Origin of the sequence: Janthinobacterium sp. UMAB-56 (assembly GCF_900095265.1) — a bacterium.
In the GTDB taxonomy this organism is placed as follows: domain Bacteria; phylum Pseudomonadota; class Gammaproteobacteria; order Burkholderiales; family Burkholderiaceae_D; genus Janthinobacterium.
Genome location: NZ_LT607653.1, coordinates 145,572 through 164,600 on the forward strand (window position 1 = coordinate 145,572; position 19,029 = coordinate 164,600).

The following is a 19,029-nucleotide window of genomic DNA, read 5'->3' on the forward strand; positions in this document are numbered from 1 at the left end:
TCATGACGATTTCCTCTCAAGTATCGCTGTTGGGCCGGCGTGCCGTGCTGGCGTTGGGCTTGACCGTCCTGCTGTCGGCCTGCGGCTTTCATTTGCGCGGTTCGAACGGCAGTTTCATGCTGCCGTTCGCGACGATGTACATCGGCTTGCCCGACACGTCGCCGCTGGCGATCGGCCTGAAGCGCTATATCCGTGCCATTGGCAGCACGGAGGTGGTCAACACCAGAGAGGGCGCCGACGCCGTGCTTGAAGTGCTCACCGATCCTGAGAAGAATCGCAGCAAGACCATTTTGTCGCTGAACAAAAATGGCCGTGTGCAAGAGTACCAGCTCGGCTATTCGATCAATTTCCGCGTGCTGGACAAGGCTGGCAACCAGTTGCTGGCACCGACCACCATCAGCCTGGTGCGTCCGATCACCTTCGACGAATCGCAGGTACTGGCCAAGGAAACCGAGGAAGCGGCGCTGTACCGCGACATGCGTAACGACCTGGTGCAGCAAATCATGCGCCGCCTGGCCGCCATCAAGCCGGTGCTGCCGGCCATGTCGGTGGCGCCAGTGACGCCGGTCGCGCCGGCAGCCCCGCAGCAGTAACGGGGACGCCATGCAATTGCGGATAGACGCGCTCGACGGGCATGTGGCCAAGCCGCTGGCGCAGCTGTATGTGATCACCAGCGACGAACACTTGCTGGCGCTGGAAGCGGCCGACAAGATCCGCCGCGCGGCGCGCGCACAGGGGTACTCCGAGCGCGATGTGCTGACGGTGGAGCGCAGCTTCAAGTGGGGTGAACTGCTGGCGGCGAACCAGGAGCTGTCGCTGTTCGGGGACAGGAAATTGATCGAACTGCGCATCCCCACCGGCAAGCCGGGCAAGGATGGCGGCGCGGCGCTGCAAAGCTACGCGAAAAACCTCAGCCCCGACAACCTGACCCTGATCACCCTGCCCAAGCTGGACTGGGCGACGCAGAAGGCGGCCTGGGTCGCCAGCCTGCAGCAGGCGGCCGTGTATATCGAGATTCCGAATGTGGAGCGGGCGCAGTTGCCTGCCTGGATATCCCAGCGCCTGGCCGCGCAGGGGCAAAGCGCGGAGCGCGCCAGTATCGACTTCATCGCTGAACGGGTGGAGGGCAATTTGCTGGCGGCGCACCAGGAAATCCAGAAACTGGGCTTGCTGCATGCCGCCGGCAAGCTGACATACGAGCAAGTGCAGGACGCGGTATTGAACGTGGCCCGCTACGATGTCTTCAAGCTGTCCGAAGCCATGCTGGCAGGCGACCCGGCGCGCCTGGTGCGCATGCTGGAAGGCTTGAAAGGCGAGGGCGAGGCGCTGCCGCTGGTCTTGTGGGCAGTCTCCGAAGAAATCCGCACGCTGTTAAAATTGAAGGCCGGCATGGCGCAAGGGCGTCCATTGGGCGCGCTGCTGAAGGAATACCGCATCTGGGGTCCGCGCGAGCGGATGATGGAGCCGGCCCTGCGGCGCATTTCGCTACCCGTGCTGGAAGCGGCGCTGCAGCAGGCGGCGCAGGTTGACAAGATGATCAAGGGCTTGCGCGCCAAGGGCTACGCGGGCGATGCCTGGGATGCCATGTTGCAGCTGGGCCTGAAGATCGCCCGAGGCTAGTTTTTTACACTATGGATACGAGCATGGACATCACAGAATATATGCAGGACGTGGGTATGCGCGCGCGCGCCGCCTCGCGCGCCATGGCGCGTGCCGACAGCGCCACGCGCAACCGCGCCTTGAGCCTGATCGCCGCCGCCATCGTGCGCGATGCCGATCTGCTGCGCGCGGCCAATCAGCGCGACCTCGAGGCGGCGGCTGCTGCCGGCCTGGCGCCGGCCATGCTCGATCGCCTGACCCTGTCCGACGCCGCCATTGCCACCATGGTCGAAGGCTTGACGCAGATTGTGTCGCTGGCCGATCCGATCGGTGAGATATCGAACATGAAATTTCGCCCGACGGGCATCCAGGTGGGACAGATGCGCGTGCCGCTGGGCGTCATCGGCATCATCTATGAGGCGCGTCCGAACGTGACGGTGGACGCGGCCGGCCTGTGCATCAAGAGCGGCAACGCGACGATTTTGCGCGGCGGTTCGGAAGCCATCCATTGCAACCGTGCACTGGCCAGGCTGGTGGCAGAGGGCTTGCTGGGAGCCGGCCTTCCGGCCGACGCCGTGCAGGTCATCGACACCACCGACCGTGCCGCCGTCGGCGCCCTGATCACCATGCCGCAATACGTGGACGTCATCGTGCCGCGCGGCGGCAAGGGACTGATCGCGCGCCTGATGGCCGAGGCTACCGTGCCGATGATCAAGCACCTCGATGGCATCTGCCACGTCTACATCGACGCCAAGGCCGATATCAGGAAGGCGATCGATATCGGCTTCAACGCGAAGTGCCACCGCTACGGCACCTGCAACACCATGGAAACCCTGCTGGTGTCGCGCGCCGTCGCCGCTACCGTGCTGCCGCAGCTGGCCGAACTGTACCTGACCAAGCAGGTGGAACTGCGCGCCGATCCGGAAAGCCATGCGATCCTGGCCGCCGCCGCCTATCCGCACCTGGTACCCGCCACCGAGGAAGACTGGCGCACCGAATACCTGGCGGCGATCCTGTCGATCAGGATCGTCGACGGCATCGACGAAGCGATGGACCACATCAACCAGTATTCGTCGAAGCATACGGAATCCATCATCACGGAAGACTACAGCGATGCGCTGCGCTTCCTGCGCGAAGTCGATTCCGCCTCGGTGATGGTGAATGCGTCGACGCGTTTTGCCGATGGCTTCGAGTATGGACTGGGCGCCGAGATCGGCATTTCGAACGATAAGCTGCATGCGCGCGGCCCCGTGGGACTGGAAGGCCTGACCTCGCTCAAGTACGTGGTCTTTGGTCACGGTGAAGTACGCAAGTAGTCTTTCTCTGCGGGCGGCTCACGAGGCGGCCCGTGCTCTCCTTTTTCGATACCTCTGACACTGGGAATCCCATGCTCTTTCTCTGGACCAAAGCCTTCCACATCATCTTCGTCATGTCCTGGTTCGCCGGCCTGTTTTATTTGCCGCGCATCTTCGTGAACCTGGCGATGGAGACGGAAACGGTGGCTACCGAGCGTTTGCTGCTGATGGCGCGCAAGCTGTACCGCTTCATGTCCCTGCTGGCGCTGCCGGCCATGGTGCTGGGACTGGCGTTGATGTGGATGCTGTACGGTGGGGGCGAAGGCCGCATGAAGATGCCGGGCTGGATGCACGCCAAGCTGACGCTCGTGGTATTGCTGCTCGGCTATCACCACGCCTGCGGCGCCATCCTGCGCAAGTTTGAAAAAGGTCTCAACAAGCGTAGCCACACCTGGTTCCGCTGGTTTAATGAAGTGCCGGTGGTGATGCTGCTGGTTGTCGTCGTGCTGGTCGTGGTCAAGCCTTTCTAAGGGAATCGAGATGAGTGCAAGCCAGAGCAAAGTCGTGCAGTATTTCTTCGCACCCCACTCGCCATGGACCTACCTGGGTCACGCGCGCCTGATGGCCATCGCCGCAAAGACGGGCGCCCAGATCGACGTGCGCCCCTTCGACCTGGGCAAGGTCTTCAGCGTTTCGGGCGGCCTGCCGCTGGCCAAGCGCGCACCGCAGCGCCAGGCATATCGCCTGGCCGAACTGGCGCGCTGGTCGGCCTTTTTGCAAGTGCCCTTGACCTTGCAGCCGAAGTTCTTCCCCGTGTCGCCGGAAGCCTCGGCCAAGCTGATCATCGCCACGCGCCTGGCGCATGGCGTGGAGGCATCGCTGAACCTGGCGCACGCCATCATGCGTGGCCTGTGGGCCGAAGAGCGCAACATCGGCGACGAGGAAACCCTGGTGCAGATCGCGCTGGATGCCGGCTTCGATGGCCGCCAGTTGCTGAAAACGTCGGAAACGGCCAGCGTGCAGGCCGAATACGATGCCAACACGGAGGCCGCTACTGCCGCCAGCATCTTCGGCTCGCCGTGGTACATCGTCGATGGCGAAGGGTACTGGGGCCAGGACCGCCTCGATTTTGTCGAGCGCGCGCTGTCAGTAAAGTAATTAGTACCGGGGTCAGACCCGTCGGAACTCGGCGTCCCCGTCTGACCCCAGATTTCATTTGCTTTTAAGTAAAATTGTTTTTAACGGATAAAAGGTATCCTTATTATGGCTTCATATTTTTGCCCATGCCCGCGCGGCATGGAAGCGGCGCTGGCCGAGGAACTGGGCGAGATCGCCCAGGATAGTTCGACCATGAAGGTCCACAACCAGGTGCCGGGCGGCGTACACTGCTCGGGCGACCTGCTGGACTCTTACCGCATCAACCTGCATTCGCGCATCGCTTCGCGCGTGCTGATGCGCATGGCCCATTCGGGCTACAAGACGGAAAACGATATCTATGACCTGACCCTCGCGCAATCCTGGGAAGACTGGTTCGGCGTGCATCACACGATCCGCGTCGACGTCACGGCCGTGAAATCGCCGTTGCGCAGCCTGGAATTCACGACCTTGAAAATCAAGGATGCCATCTGCGACCGCTTCCGCGACCAGTTCAACGAACGTCCATCGGTCAACACCAAGACGCCGGACATGCGCATCGTCGGTTTCCTCGACGCACACACGTTCACCGTCTACCTCGATACTTCGGGCGAAGCCCTGTTCAAGCGCGGCTGGCGCGAAGAAACGGGCGACGCGCCGCTGCGCGAAAACCTGGCGGCCGGCCTGCTGCGCGTGTCGGGCTGGAAGCCCGGCATGGTACTGTTCGACCCGATGTGCGGTTCCGGCACCATCCTGGCCGAAGCGGCGCAAATGCTGCAGGGGATTCCGCCGGGCGCTTCGCGCCAGTTCGCGTTTGAAAACTTCCACGACTTCGATCCTGCGCCGTGGAATGCCATGAAAAACGCCATCAAGGTCAATCCCTTGCCGGCCGAACCAACTATTTTCGGCAGCGATATTTCGGGCGACATGGTCGCCATGACGCGCCATAACCTGCGCTGCGCCGGCGTGCGCTTCGACGTGCCCTTGAAACAGATCGAGGCGCAGGAAGTCAAGCCGCCAAGCGAGGTGCCGGGCATCATGCTGACCAACCCGCCGTACGGCGAGCGTATCGGCGTGCGTGGCGACAGCACCATCCCGGAAGATGAACTGTCGACCTCCTTCTATTCGGCCATGGGCACGACCCTGAAGCAGCGCTTTGCCGGCTGGACGGTGTTCCTGTTTACGGCCGACCTGGGCTTGCCCAAGTTGTTGCGCCTGAAGGAAGCGCGCAAGACGCCATTCTTCAACGGCGCGCTGGAATGCCGTTTGTTCCGCTTCGATATGGTCGCAGGCTACAACCGCCGTGAAGAAGCCAAACCGAAACCACAGCAGTAAGCGTTCACCGTAATACACCCGCAGTAACCCCGCGCGCGGATCGGAATCGGTCCGCGCGCCACTTTGGATGTGCCATGTTTCCCACCCCTCCGGCCGATGTGCCGCCCGACCCGGTCACGCCCGTTCCACCTCCCACACCGAGCCACATGGCGCCGCTGAGCCGCGGTGCGCTGGCCATGATGCTGGCCGGGCTGTCGATGCTGGGCCCCCTGTCAATCGATACCTATCTGCCGGCGTTTGGCGCGATCCAGGGTTCGCTGCAAGCCTCGCCGCTGGAAGTGCAGCAGTCGCTGACGTTCTACATGCTGGCCTTTGCCGGCATGGTGCTGTGGCATGGCGCGATCTCCGATACCTTCGGCCGGCGCAACGTCATCCTCGTGTCACTGCTGATGTTTGCCATCGGCTCGCTCGGCTGCGCTTCGGCGCACACGGTGCACTATCTGTGGTTCTTCCGCATCATGCAGGGTGTCTCGGCCGGCGCCGGCGTGGTGATCAGCCGCGCCATCATCCGTGACCTGTATGCCGATGCGGCAGCGGCGCGGCTGCTGTCGCTGGTGACGATGATCTTTTCCATCGCCCCTGCCGTGGCGCCGATACTCGGCGGCTGGATCGTCATCTGGTTCGACTGGCGCTCGATCTTCCTGTTCCTCGCCTTTTACACGGTGGTGCTGCTGGCGTTCTGCTACTGGCGCCTCCCTGAAACCTTGCCGATGGAAAAACGCCAGCCGTTCAATCCACGCTTCCTGGCGTCGAGTTATGGGCAGATCCTGCGCTCGCCCCTGTTTCACATCAAGGCGGGCATCGTCGCCCTCAATTTCGCGGGCCTGTTCCTGTTCATCACGGCTGCACCGGAAATGCTGCCCAAGCAGCTGGGCCTGGGACCATCGCAATTCGCCTGGCTGTTCATTCCCTGCGTGAGTGGCATCTTCATGGGGGCCGCAGCGGCCAACCGCATCGCCGGCAAGGTCACGTTCGCGCGCCAGATCGGCATCGGCTTCGCCTTCCTGCTGTGCGCTGCCAGCGTCAATGTCGTGTATCACCTGTTCCTGCCGCCATCCTTGCCCTGGTCGGTGCTGCCCCTGTTTTTCTACACCTTCGGCATGTCGCTGGTGGGACCGGGCGCGACCCTGCTGGCGCTGGATCTGTTCCCGCATATCCGCGGCACTGTGGCCTCGTGCCAGTCGTTTGCCAGCACTTTGCTGGGCGCCGTGGTGGCGGGCGTGATCTCGCCCCTGCTGTCCGGTTCCGTGCTGTGGCTGGCCTCGGGTCAGCTGGCGTTTACGGGCCTTGCGCTGGCCCTGTGGCTGATATCGCGGCGCTTCCGCCACCGTTTGCTGGGTTCCTTCAGGGCATAAGTTTCCATGGAAGAACGCTGGATTTATTTCAACTTAATTTTCTATATTGCAAGTAATATTCGGCGCTTATGATAAGATGAGCTCTTTTCCCGGCATCCTCTCAGGCAACATTTTTTTGCTTACAGGAGTAGAGGATTTCTCTGACGTGGCCGCGCTTCGCTGCTGAGCGCTCTTCCTTTTCGAACCGGCAATGCCTGATACGATGCATCAATCTGATCAAGATATTCGCAATCGCCTGCTGATTGCCCGCCTGCCGGCCATGCCGCAGATCCTCATCAAGCTGATCGCCCACCTGCAGGCCGACGATGCCGGCATGCCGGAACTGGCCGCGCTCATCGCCAAGGATGCGGGCATGACCAGCAAGATCCTCGGCGTGGCCAGCAGCTCGGCCTACCATCGCCAGGGCAAGGTCGTCAGCCTGGAGCAATCGCTCGTGTCGCTGGGTACGGACATGATCAAGACCCTGGTCATCAGCGAATCCGTCTTCCAGACCTTCAACAGCTTTCCCCATTCCGGCAGCACGGATTTGCGCGCCTTCTGGAAAAGTTCGCTATCGGCTGCCGTCATGGCGCGCGCACTGGCCAAGGCCATGGCCTATCCGCACGTCGAGGAAGCGTATCTGGCAGGATTGCTGCACAACGTGGGCCGCCTGGCCTTGCTGGCCACGGCGCCGAAAGAGTATGCGTTCAATTTCACGGCGCGCGACGATGCCGCCCTGTGCGCGGTGGAGCAGCGCACCTTGCAGATCACGCATGCCGAAGCGGGTGCCTGGCTGATCGAGCGCTGGCATCTCGATTCCTTCCTGGCCGATAGCGTGCTGTATCACCACGAACCGCTGGCGCGCCTGGAAGCGAGCCATCCTTTGATCCGCATCGTGCGCCTGGCGCACCTGCTGTGCTGTCATGCCGACGATGCGGACTCGATCACGCAGGCGGCAAGCCTGTGTGCGCTGGACGTCGAGGTACTGGAAGACCTGGCCGGCAGCGTGGCGCGCCAGGTGGCGCAGGCCGCGCAGCACCTGGGCATCGACCTGGCAGGCGCCGACGATATCGCCACGCCGCCCGCGTATGCGCCGCCACCGGTCGATCCGGTGCAGCAGCGCCTGTCCGACGAAGTGCGCAACATGGTGCTGGTGTCCGAAGTGGGGCAGACCTTCGCCCGGCAGCAGGGCGAAACCAGCCTGCTCGAAGCCATCACGCGCTCGGCGCGCATCCTGTTCGACTTCGACACCGCCGTCATCCTGCTGCAAAACCCCACCGGCCATGCACTGGTCGGCGTGGCAGCGGGAGAACATCAGCAGCGCCTGGCCGGCTTCTCGATCCCGCTCGCCAAGGGCGGGCCCTTGGCCGCCTCGGCGCTGGAGTGTCAGTTGGCGTTCCTGAAACGCGACATGCCGGCGCTGGGCATCGTTGAGGAGCAGCTGTTCCGCATTCTCGGTACCGATAGCCTGGTCTGCGTGCCTTTGGCGTCTGGCCAGCGCAGCCTGGGCGTGCTCATTGGCGGCGTGGCGGCGTGGCAGATTCCCGCTTGCCAGAAGCGCGAGGGTTTCTTGCGCGCCTATGCCAACCAGGCCGCCATGGCGCTGGAAACGGCCGTCAGTGCGCGCGGCCTGGCACGGCGCCAGCTCGATCACGTGGCCGAGGAATACCGCGCCGCATCGCGCCGCGTCGTGCATGAGGTGAATAACCCGCTGTCCATCATCAAGAATTACCTCAGCGTGCTCGATCACAAGCTGGAGAAGCAGGAGCCGGTGAGCGGCGAGATGGCTATCCTGAACGAGGAAATTGACCGCGTCGGCCAGTTGATCGGTGGCCTGGCCGATCTGCAGCCGGTAGTGACCAGTGGCGTGACCGATTGCGCGCGCGTGGTCGACGATGTGCTGCGCCTGTTCCGCGCCACCGATTTCCTGCCACCGAAGATCGAGGTGGTCACGCGCATGCAGGACGCGCCATGCGAGGTGGAGGCCGATGCCGACATGCTCAAGCAAATCCTGCTCAACCTGCTGAAAAACGCCGTCGAAGCCTTGCCCGAGGGCGGGCGCATCGAAGTGGCGAACCGTGGCCACGTCAACCGGGACCGTCGCCTGTATCTGGAATTGTGCGTCAGCGATAATGGTGCTGGCCTGGCGCCGGAAGTGCTGGCCAATCTGTTTTCCCCTGTGCGCAGCAGCAAGGAAGGGGCGCATCACGGCCTGGGCTTATCTATCGTGCATGACCTGGTCACGCGCCTGCATGGCGTGATCGGCTGCCGCAGCAGCAAGTCCGGCACCTCGTTTGAAATCTTGCTGCCGATTCCCTTGCCGGTGAGCGCTGCGGCCGCGCTGCCCGCGCCCGGCAATATCGCCATGTCTTCGTAACGTTCATGAACTCCTCCGCCATTTCATCTGACCTGGAAAACAGCCCGCGCATCCTGCTGGTCGACGACGAGCCGCGCCTGCTCGCTTCCCTCCACGAATTGCTGAAGGACCGCGGCTACCAGCTGTATACGGCGACCTGCGGCAGCGAGGCGCTGGCGCAGTTGTCGAAACTGCGCTTCGACCTGATCCTGCTCGATTTGCGCCTGCCTGACATGAGCGGCCATGAAATTATGGACCACATCAACCGCCGCGGCATCGAGGGCGACGTGATCGTCATGAGCGGTGACGTCGGCATCGAGGCGGCCATCGGCGCCCTGAAACGTGGCGCCTACGATTATCTGCGCAAGCCCTACAGCCGCGAGGAACTGCTCAAGACGGTGGAGAACGCGCTGCAAAAGCGCAAGCTGGCGCTGGAAAACGAGCGCATCGCGCTGCAGCTGGAAAACTCGGAAAAGATGTACCGCTACCTGGTCGACAGCTCGCCCGACATCATCTACACCTTGAATCACGAAGGCCGCATCACCTTCATCAACGACAGGGTGCACCAGTTGCTGGGCTTTAGCCGCGAAGAGCTGATTGGCAGCCATTATTCGATCCTCGTGCACGATGAAGACCAGGAGCGGGCGCGCTATGCGTTCAATGAGCGCCGCCTCGACGAGCGCGCCTCGCGCAATGTGGAACTGCGTCTGAAATGCCATAGCGGCAGCGGCAGCGACCGCACTTTCAGCAACACGCTGATGACGATCCCGCTCAATTCGATCGGCATGCATAGCCTCGATCACGAAGCCAGGAAGCAGGAGTACTTCGGCACCTATGGCGTGGCGCGCGACATCACCGACCGCAAGCGGGCCGAGGAAGTCATTTCTTACCAGGCTTACCATGACATCCTGACGGACCTGCCGAACCGCATGCTGTTCAAGGACCGCCTGGGACTGGCCGTGATCCAGGCGCGGCGCAAGCTGACGGAACTGGCCGTGATGTTCATCGACCTGGACCGCTTCAAACTGGTCAACGATACCTTGGGCCACGTGAAGGGTGACGAGTTGCTGCAGCAGGTGGCGCTGCGTCTGAAGGATTGTCTGCGCCGCGGCGATACCCTGGCGCGCCAGGGCGGCGATGAATTCACCATCGTGCTGCCGGAATTGCGCGACCGCCAGGATGCGCGCCTGATCGCCGACAAATTCCTCGAATGCCTGCACCAGCCCTTCGACCTCGATGGCAACCAGGTGCATATTTCGGCCTCCATCGGCATCGCCATCTATCCGGGCGATGGCGAGACCATCGACGAGCTGTTGCGCCACGCCGACATCGCCATGTACCAGGTCAAGGCGCTGGGCAAGAACGGCCACAGTTTTTATCACGAGTCGATGCTCGACGTGTCGCACCAGAAGATCGCGCTCGAGCAGAGCCTGCGCAAGGCGCTGGAATTGAACCAGCTGGAGATGTATTATCAGCCGCAGGTGGACGTGATGACGGGCCGCATCGTTGGCGCCGAAGGCCTGATGCGCTGGAACCACCCGCAACGGGGCTTGCTGACGGCCGGCGAATTTTTGCCGTTTGCCGAGGAAAACGGCTTGATGCTGCCGATCTCGGACTGGATGCTGGGCGCCTTGTGCCGCGACCTGGTGCAGTGGAACGCGGCCGGCGGCGAAGCCGTGCGCCTGTCACTCAATTTGTCGCCGCAATACCTGGACCGGGGCGACTTTTTCGAGAAGATGCGCGGCGCCCTGACGCGCTATGGCATCGCGCCGGAAAAGATCGAAGTGGAAATCACGGAAAACATCTGCATCCGCAACCCGCAGTATGCGATCGAGCAGTTGAACAAGCTGTGCCAGTTGGGCGTGTCGGTGGCCATCGACGATTTTGGCACCGGTTATTCTTCGCTGTCGTACCTGCACCGCTTCCCCATCCACACCATCAAGATCGACCAGTCGTTTGTGAAGGAAATCCACGATGAGCACGGACACTATCCCGTCATCCTGGCCATCATCTCGATTGCGCGCGGCCTGGGCTTGCACCTGATCGCCGAGGGCGTGGAAACGGAGGGCCAGGCGCGCTATCTGCAGGACAAGGGCTGTACCACGATGCAGGGCTATCTGTACCACCGGCCCATTTCGCTGGGCAGTTTCATCGGCGTGCTGCAGGAGCAGAATCGCCTGATTGCCGATGCCGCACCGGGTGCGCCGCAGCCGCTGGCCATCGAGGCTTGAACGTGCCGCTTGCCGCTCCCCGCTACACGGCCGCGCATTCCACGGCTGCTCATTACACAGCTGCTCATTACACAGCTGATTACCTGCGCCTGAAAGGACTGGCCGAGAAGGGCAATGCGAACGCCCAGCACAGCCTGGGTTTCATGTATTTCAATGGCCAGGGGATCGAGCAAAGCTATGCGCAGGCGCTGCACTGGTATGGCCTGGCTGCCGCGCAGGGACTCGAGCACGCGCAATACAACCTGGGCGTGATGTGCCAGAAGGGACAGGGCGTACCCCAGGATTTTGCGCAAGCGGCGCACTGGTACCAGCAGGCAGCCGAGCAGGGTTACGCAGCGGCGCAATACAACCTGGGCTGGCTGTATGCCAAGGGCCAGGGGCTCGCACAAGATAGCGGGCGGGCCATGCTGTGGTTCAGCCGCGCGGCGGAACAGGGCGACGCCGGTGCGCAAAACAATCTGGGCATGATGTATGACAATGGCAAGGGCGTGCCGCAGGACTTCGTGCAAGCCATTGCCTGGTACCGCAAGGCGGCCGAACAGGGCTATGCACGGGCGCAGTTCAACCTGGGCCTGCGCTACGACAATGGCCAGGGCGTGCGCCAGGACCGCCAGCAGGCGACGGCCTGGATGCGCAAGGCCGCTGAACAGGGCTATGCACCGGCCCAGTTCAACCTGGCGCTGCGCTATGAAAATGGCGACGTGCTGCCGCAGGACAGCGGGCAGGCGATCACCTGGTACCGGCGCGCGGCCGAGCAGGGCCACGCCAGTTCGCAGTTCAATCTGGGCCTGATCTACGACAATGGTCAGGGCGTGCCCTGCGATAAACAGGCGGCGCTCGAGTGGTACGTGAAGGCAGCGGGGCAGGGGCATGCGGCGGCCCAGCACAATCTGGGTCTGCATCATGAACATGGCGCGCAGGACTATACCCGGGCGCAGGTGTTCTACCGCCAGGCGGCAGGGCAGGGCTTTCCCGCCGCGCAGTATCAGCTGGGACTTTTGCATGAGCATGGGCAGGGCATGCCTGCCGATGCGCAGGAAGCCATCGTCTGGTACCGCAAGGCGGCCGATCAGGGACATGTGCGGGCGCAGTTCGACCTGGGCCTGCGATATGAGCATGGTCAGGGCGTGCTGCAGGATTTATCGCTGGCGCTGGAGTGGTACCGCCGCGCCGCCGAGCAGGATTACGCGCCGGCGCAATACATGCAGGGCGTGCTGCACGACCGCGACGATGGTCCAGCGCCCGACAGCCAGCTGGCCTGCGCCTGTTACTGCCGCGCCGCCGCGCAGGGCCACAGCCTGGCCCAGTTTGCGCTGGGCCTGCGGCATGACAATGGCCAGGATGTGCCGCAGGATTATGCCGCCGCCCGGGACTGGTATGCGCTGGCCGCGCGCCAGGGCCATGCGCGGGCACAAATGAATCTGGGCTTGATGGCGGCCAGCGGCCAGGGTGGACCGCTCGATTTGCAGCAGGCGTATTTCTGGCTGTCGATGGCCGCAGCGGCGGGCGTGGCCGGTGCGGAAAAAACCTTGCGCCAGACAGCAGCGCGCATGCGCGAGACAGATCTGGCGCGGGTGCGCGAGCAACTGGCGGCGATAGCCGGCTAAGCCATGCCATCCGCGTTAGCGTGCGCGGATACAACAGCTGCTGCTGTATAGTCCTCTCCCGCCGCCATCTGCGGCCCCCTTGTTTCCCCCTGACGCAAAAAAATGCTGCAGTATTTGCAGTTTCGATGTGCTAAGGTTCCAGAAGAAGGTGGTCTGTCTATTCTTTAGAAAAGGAAAACCATGCGCCTGAACCCTTGCACTGGCCGTTCGGCCGCCATCCTGTGTGCGCTGCTGTTGCTGTCGTCCGGCGCAGGCGCCGCCAGTCCACTGGATGCCCTCAGCAACCAGGATGCCAGCAATGGCTTGAAGGCGGCGCTGGAAGCCGGATCGGCCGCCGCCGTTGCCAAGTTGGGCATCGAAAATGGTTTCCTGAACAATGACAAGGTCAAAATCAAGTTGCCCGGCATCCTGGAGCAAGCCAAGCCCTTGCTGAAAATGACGGGCCGTGGCCAGCAACTGGACGATCTGGTAGTGGCGATGAACCGTGCCGCCGAGTCGGCAGTGCCCATGGCCAAGCCCTTGCTGCTCAACGCGGTCAAGTCGATGAGCGTGAGCGATGCGAAAAATATCCTGTCCGGTGGCGATACCTCCGTCACGGATTTCTTCCGCCAGAAGACCTCGGCACCTCTGGCCGTCAAATTCCTGCCCATCGTGAAATCCGTCACCGACCGTTCCGGCCTGGCCAGCCAGTACAACAGCACCATGAGCCAGATCGGCAAGACGGGCCTGGTGCCGCAGCAGCAATCGACGGTGGAAGGCTACGTCACGGACCGGGCGCTTGACGGCCTGTACCTGATGATCGGCGAGGAAGAAAAAGCCATCCGCAGCAATCCGCTCGCCTATGGCAGCAAGATTATCGGCAAAGTGTTTGGCAGTTTGAAATGACTGTGGCAGCGTCCCGCCGGGCCGCAGGCGGCGCTTGCGCCGCGTGGACAGGTGTGGCGCAGGGGAAACAAGTTAAGCATTTGCTACAAGAAAACAATGTTAAAATTCTGCGACATACATTCTTGGGCATGGTTAAGCAACGATCTGCTGCCCGGAAGTGCCGAGTTTTAGTGGCGAACTGATGCGTGGCATTGAAAAATGCCCGTCGGTTGGCCTTTTTTCGTTTCATTCACGTTTCCCCACGCTCATTGATTTTCTGAATATATTCTCAGGAATTCCAGGTGCAGGATATTTTAGGTAGCCGGATTTGTTAAGCGTACTCAGAAAATCAATCAAATATACCTGGTGTGGCTGTCTGGTGCTTGGCGCACCGTCGGTGACGGCGGCAACACCGAATCATGGTGGCCAATCCGGCTATATCAATATGCCCAGCGCCGTGGTGGAAACGGACGGCACCTTCAGCGTCGGCTATAGTTACGACAGCCCGTACGGCCAGACTTGGGTCACGTCGAGTATTTTGCCCTTCCTGCAAGTGACGGGGCGTTATGTGTCGATCACGGGCATACCTGGTTTTACCAATGTGCCCGGCGAATATGGCAGTGGCTATGGCCGCTACAAGGATAAAGTCGTCGACGGTAAATTGCGCCTGTGGACGGAAACGGACTGGATGCCGTCTGTCGCCGTCGGCATGACGGATTTGTTCGGTACCGAGTTGTTCAAGGGCCAATACGTGGTTGCCACCAAGACTTTTGGCGCGAGCAAGAATATCGAAGCAAGCCTGGGCTATGCGCATAAACGCCCGGACGGCGTGTTTGCCGGCGCGCGCTGGACGCCGACCGCACTGCCGCGCTGGTCGGTGGTGGCTGAGTACGATACAACCGATTATCTGCGCGACTTCCGCGCCAGCGAAACGAATGCCGGCAAGCGCCGCAAGGGCGCTTCCGTGGGCCTGGAATACCGCTGGGGCTGGCTTGCCCTGCAAGCGGCACGCAGCCGCGACCAGTTCAGCGTGAACGCCTTTGTCAGCATTCCGTTTGGCGAGCGCGAGTACGTCCCCAAGGTGTATGAACCAGCGTATTTCGTGGACGACAAGAATCCGCCACCGCTGCCGAGCAAGGATGAATGGCACCGCAATCCGGGGTATGGCGCCGACCTGGTCAATGCGCTGGTGAAGCAGGACTACAAGAATATCCGTGTCGAGCAGGAAGGCAATGTCCTCAGCCTGAGCCTGACCAACAGCCGTATTTCGAACATGGGCCGCGCCGTTGGCCGTGCCGCGCGTACCGCCGTCGCCTTCACGCCGAAGGGCGTGACGACCATGCGCATCACGTACACCAAGCTGGACCAGCCGATCGCCACCTACGAATTCTTTGATTTGCCAAAACTGAACGACTATTTGGCAGGCAAGATCGACCGCAAGGCCTTCCTCGACGTCGTGCTGCTGCGTTATCCTGAAAAAAGCGATGTCATCCGGGACGATCAGCAAGGCTGGCTGCAGGAGTTCCTCGACAAGCCGGCGCCTGTGGTTGCCGCTGCATCAGCACCTGCTCTCGCACCTGCGCCCGCGCCGGTACTTGCCGCGGCTCCCGTGACTGCAGTTGCGCCGGCTTCCACCAAGGCTGCTGATGTCATCAAGGATGACGGCAAGCTGGCCGTCGGTGTCGGCGTCGATGGCGACGTGGTGCAGATCAAGTCATTGGACCGGGAAGCGAACCGTTTCAAGATCGCTCCCAAGGTGGGCTTCTTCTTTAATGACCCGAGCGGCGCCTTCCGTTACTCGATCTTGGCGGTAGCGAATTACGACCGCCGTCTGGGCGACGGCCTGTACCTGAATAGCGCCGCCAGTCTGCAGTTGCTGGAAACGGTATCGGGCGTCAAGCAGCCATCGAACAGTAACTTGCCGCATGTGCGCTCGGATGTGGCGGAATATTTGCGCGGCGGACGTTTCTCGCTGAGCCGCGTCTTGCTGAACAAATATAACAATCCCGCCGAGCGCGTGTACACCCGTATGTCGGCAGGCCTGTATGAAGACATGTTTCGCGGCGTGGGCGGCCAGGCGCTGTACCTGCCGAAGGATAGTCGCTGGGCGGCCGACGTGGCCGTCGATGCCTTGCAGCAGCGTGGATTCAAGGGCTTGCTCGATTCGCGCGACTACAAGACGGTGACGGCGATCGGCTCCCTGCATTACCGCTTGCCGCACGATATTACCGTGACGGCGCGCGCGGGCCGCTTCCTGGCCAAAGACACGGGCGTGCGCGTGGAATTCAAGCGCCGCTTCCAGTCCGGTATCGAAGTCGGCGCCTGGTATACGCATACGAATGGCAACGATATCACCACCCCAGGTACGCCATCGAAGCCATACCAGGACCGTGGCATCTTCCTGTCCCTGCCCTTGAACATCATGTTGCCGGCGGACACGCAATCGACGGCTGGCTTTGCCATTGCCCCATGGACGCGCGACGTGGGGCAGATGGTGGCCTCACCGGGCGACTTGTACGACATGTTCGAGCGCCCGCGCGCCGACATGCACAGCTACGATGGCCTGGGCAACTTTGCCGAGCGCGCGGACGAGCAGCACCTGCCTGCCGTCAATCCGCCGGATCGGCCGTTTGTCAGCCCATGGCCCGCCATGCGCGCGCGCCTGGAGCAATCCGCATCGGCTACGCCTAGCGCCCCTGAATGGCTCAAGGCGACGGCGGTGGTCGGTGGCGTGGTGCTGGCATCGGCCCTCAGCGACAAGCCCGTCGACCGTTTCGTCAAGAAGCACGAGGATTCCAAGGTTTACCGCAACTGGGACAAGCTGGGCAAGGCCATGCCATACGCAGCAGTGGGAGCGGCGGCGGCCGCCTTCGCCCTTGGCGATGAGCGTATGCAAAATACGGGACTCATCTCGTTGCAATCGGTTGCCGCGGCAACGGGCGTGGCGGTGGTCGGCAAATATGCGATTGGCCGCGCTCGTCCGGAGGAAGACCTCGGAGCGTGGAGCCGTGTCGGCAGCGGCAGTTCCCGTTCGAATTCCTCCTTCCCTTCCGCGCATGCCGCCATCGGCTTTGCTGCCGTGACGCCATTTGCCAAGGAATACGATGCGCCCTGGCTGTACAGCGTGGCCGCCGTTGGGTCTGCCGGCCGCGTGTTTGGCCGCAAGCACTGGGTGTCTGACACGGTCGCCGGCGGCATTGTCGGCTACGCCATGGGCAGCTGGCTGTGGCACGCGCAGCGCGACCAGAGCAAATCGGGTTTGTCGATCAATCCGGGACCGAAAGAAATCAGCGTGACCTGGCAGGGCAAGTATTAAGCGCGCATGGCGCTCCCTTTACTCATACAACATTCATCCAGACAAAGACCAGCATGAAAAAGCAATTTCGTACTTCCTCGCCGTTCGTGAAACACATGATTTTCTCGGCTTGCCTGATGGGAATGGGTTCTGCCGTTGCTCAAGACCTTGGGGCAGGTGACACTCCCAAAATGCAATCGATGGAGACTGGCAGCGGCCTCCCGGCCATACGCAGTGGCCGCAGTGAACAACGGCAGGCGCAGAACCCGCCCGCCAGCCGTCCGGCCAAACGCGCCGTTGCCGAAGCAGGGGCTTTTGAGGTCTATGCGGAAGGCGTGACCGGACAAAAATTGAACCTGTTCGGCAAGGATTTATTCAGCGACGTGCCATCCACCTTCGCGCCTTTCGATGGCGCGCAAGTGAACCAGGATTATGTCATCGGCACGGGCGATGAGTTGCAGGTGCGTGGCTGGGGCATGGTTGATATCGACGTCAGCGCCACGGTCGACCGCAGCGGCGCGATCTTCATTCCCCGCGTCGGCTCCGTCAAGGTCAGCGGCGTGCAGTACAAGGATCTGCAGGGCTACCTTAAGAAAGCAGTCGGCAAGATTTACACCAACTTTGAATTGACGGCCAGCATTGCCCAGACGCGCGCCGTGCAAGTGTATGTGGTCGGCCACGCCGTGCGTCCCGGCACCTATACCCTGAGCGCCATGAGCACGCTGCTAAACGCCCTGTTCACCTCGGGTGGCCCGGACGCCACGGGTAGCATGCGCAACATCCAGTTGAAGCGTGGCGCACAAACCGTCAGCACCTTCGACTTGTACGACATGCTGGCCAAAGGCGACAAGAGCAGCGACATGACCCTGCGCGACGGCGACGTGATTTACATTCCAGAAGTCGGTCCCCTGGTGGCCTTGACGGGTAATGTGAAGCAGCCCGCCATTTTCGAATTGAAAGGCAATGCCAGCCTGGCCGATGTATTGAGCTGGGCCGGCGGTTTTGATTCGGCAGCGGAAACGAAGCAAGTGATCGTTGAAAAGAACGTCGACAATCAATACAAGACGGTGGTGGAACTGATCGCCGACAAAACCGTCACCAGCAGCCAGCTGGCAAGTATCCCGGTAAAACCGACCGATGTACTGCGTGTGTTTGCACCAGGCGCCGTGCCGGTGCAGGCACAAATCCAGAACGAGTACGTCCGCGTCGCCGGTGAAGCCAAGCAAAGCGGCATCTTTCTGCTGAAAAAAGGCGAAACCCTGCGCGAGTTGGTCGCCCGCGTGGGAGGTGCGAACGAAAACGGTTATCTGTACGCCACCCAGTTGAACCGCGAATCGGTACGGCGTGCCCAGCAAGCCAAGTTGAATGAAGTGGCGGACCGTTTTGAACGCGACCTGGAGTCGAATGCCACCCAGCGTATGGCTGCCACTCGCGACAAGGAAAATGCGGCTAAAACCGCCGCCGAAGTGGAGCAGCAGCGCCGCATCGTCCAGAAACTGCGCACCATCAAGGCCGAGGGCCGCATCGTGCTCGATTTGCCTGGCGTCGACACGCAAATCAAGAACTTACCCGACTTGCCCTTGCAGGATGGCGATACCATTCTGATCCCGCGCCGCCCAGGCACTGTTGATGTGCTTGGCTCGGTATTCCAGCAAAACGCCTTTGTCTACCGCCCACAGCGAACGGTGAACGATTATGTCCAGCAAGCTGGCGGCATCACCGTCACGGCGGATAAATCCGAAATGTACGTAATACGCGCGGATGGTACGGCGCAGAGTGGCCAAAGTACAGGCTGGTTCAGCGGCATTGGCGGTACGGCACTGAATCCGGGCGATACCGTGGTGGTACCGGAGAAAATTGACCGCAGCACGTTTATGCAGAGTTTGAAGGAATGGACATCGATCTTTTATCAGTTTGGTTTGGGGGCGGCTGGTTTGAAGGTCCTGCAGAATTGATACCACAGAATGACAATACGGGGT

At 61.8% G+C, this 19,029-nt stretch carries 13 protein-coding genes; all 13 read left to right on the forward strand.

The genetic code is table 11. From position 1 onward, the window contains the following. The first annotated feature begins 2 nt into the window (after window positions 1-2). The 13 genes from lptE (at window position 3) to K0F85_RS06640 (ending at window position 19,005) form a co-directional block, all read left to right on the forward strand. Window positions 3-593 (forward strand): LPS assembly lipoprotein LptE, encoded by a 591-nt coding sequence (gene lptE / locus K0F85_RS06580; protein ID WP_219115159.1) that lies wholly within the window; start codon window positions 3-5, stop codon window positions 591-593. 10 nt (window positions 594-603) lie between these two features. Beyond that, window positions 604-1,620, forward strand: a complete 1,017-nt coding sequence (holA, locus tag K0F85_RS06585; protein ID WP_219115160.1) for a DNA polymerase III subunit delta — start codon at window positions 604-606, stop codon at window positions 1,618-1,620. A 23-nt stretch (window positions 1,621-1,643) separates the two neighbouring features. Beyond that, entirely contained in the window at window positions 1,644-2,915 is a 1,272-nt protein-coding gene (locus tag K0F85_RS06590) for a glutamate-5-semialdehyde dehydrogenase (RefSeq protein WP_219115161.1), read from the forward strand. 71 nt (window positions 2,916-2,986) lie between these two features. Continuing rightward, the gene (locus K0F85_RS06595; protein WP_219115163.1) at window positions 2,987-3,424 is read left to right on the forward strand and encodes a CopD family protein; all 438 of its coding nucleotides are present in this window, start codon (window positions 2,987-2,989) and stop codon (window positions 3,422-3,424) included. 10 nt (window positions 3,425-3,434) lie between these two features. Continuing rightward, on the forward strand, window positions 3,435-4,052 hold the full coding sequence (locus K0F85_RS06600) for a 2-hydroxychromene-2-carboxylate isomerase (protein WP_219115164.1): 618 nt from the start codon (window positions 3,435-3,437) through the stop codon (window positions 4,050-4,052). 105 nt (window positions 4,053-4,157) lie between these two features. Then, window positions 4,158-5,363 (forward strand): class I SAM-dependent RNA methyltransferase, encoded by a 1,206-nt coding sequence (locus K0F85_RS06605; protein WP_371933489.1) that lies wholly within the window; start codon window positions 4,158-4,160, stop codon window positions 5,361-5,363. Window positions 5,364-5,437: 74 nt separating this feature from the next. Then, window positions 5,438-6,718, forward strand: a complete 1,281-nt coding sequence (locus K0F85_RS06610) for a multidrug effflux MFS transporter (protein ID WP_219115165.1) — start codon at window positions 5,438-5,440, stop codon at window positions 6,716-6,718. Between the two features lie 202 nt (window positions 6,719-6,920). Then, window positions 6,921-9,074, forward strand: coding sequence for an HDOD domain-containing protein (locus tag K0F85_RS06615; RefSeq protein WP_257572582.1), 2,154 nt, complete (start codon window positions 6,921-6,923; stop codon window positions 9,072-9,074). Between the two features lie 5 nt (window positions 9,075-9,079). Then, entirely contained in the window at window positions 9,080-11,284 is a 2,205-nt protein-coding gene (locus tag K0F85_RS06620; RefSeq protein ID WP_219115169.1) for an EAL domain-containing protein, read from the forward strand. Between the two features lie 83 nt (window positions 11,285-11,367). After that, on the forward strand, window positions 11,368-12,891 hold the full coding sequence (locus tag K0F85_RS06625) for an SEL1-like repeat protein (RefSeq protein WP_374198654.1): 1,524 nt from the start codon (window positions 11,368-11,370) through the stop codon (window positions 12,889-12,891). A gap of 180 nt (window positions 12,892-13,071) precedes the next feature. Continuing rightward, entirely contained in the window at window positions 13,072-13,776 is a 705-nt protein-coding gene (locus tag K0F85_RS06630) for a DUF4197 domain-containing protein (RefSeq protein WP_219115171.1), read from the forward strand. Between the two features lie 424 nt (window positions 13,777-14,200). Beyond that, a complete protein-coding gene (locus K0F85_RS06635) occupies window positions 14,201-17,071 on the forward strand; it encodes a YjbH domain-containing protein (protein WP_219115172.1) in 2,871 nt (956 codons plus the stop codon). Window positions 17,072-17,385: 314 nt separating this feature from the next. Further along, complete coding sequence (locus K0F85_RS06640; protein ID WP_219115173.1) at window positions 17,386-19,005, forward strand: SLBB domain-containing protein; 1,620 nt, start codon at window positions 17,386-17,388, stop codon at window positions 19,003-19,005. Window positions 19,006-19,029: the final 24 nt, after the last annotated feature.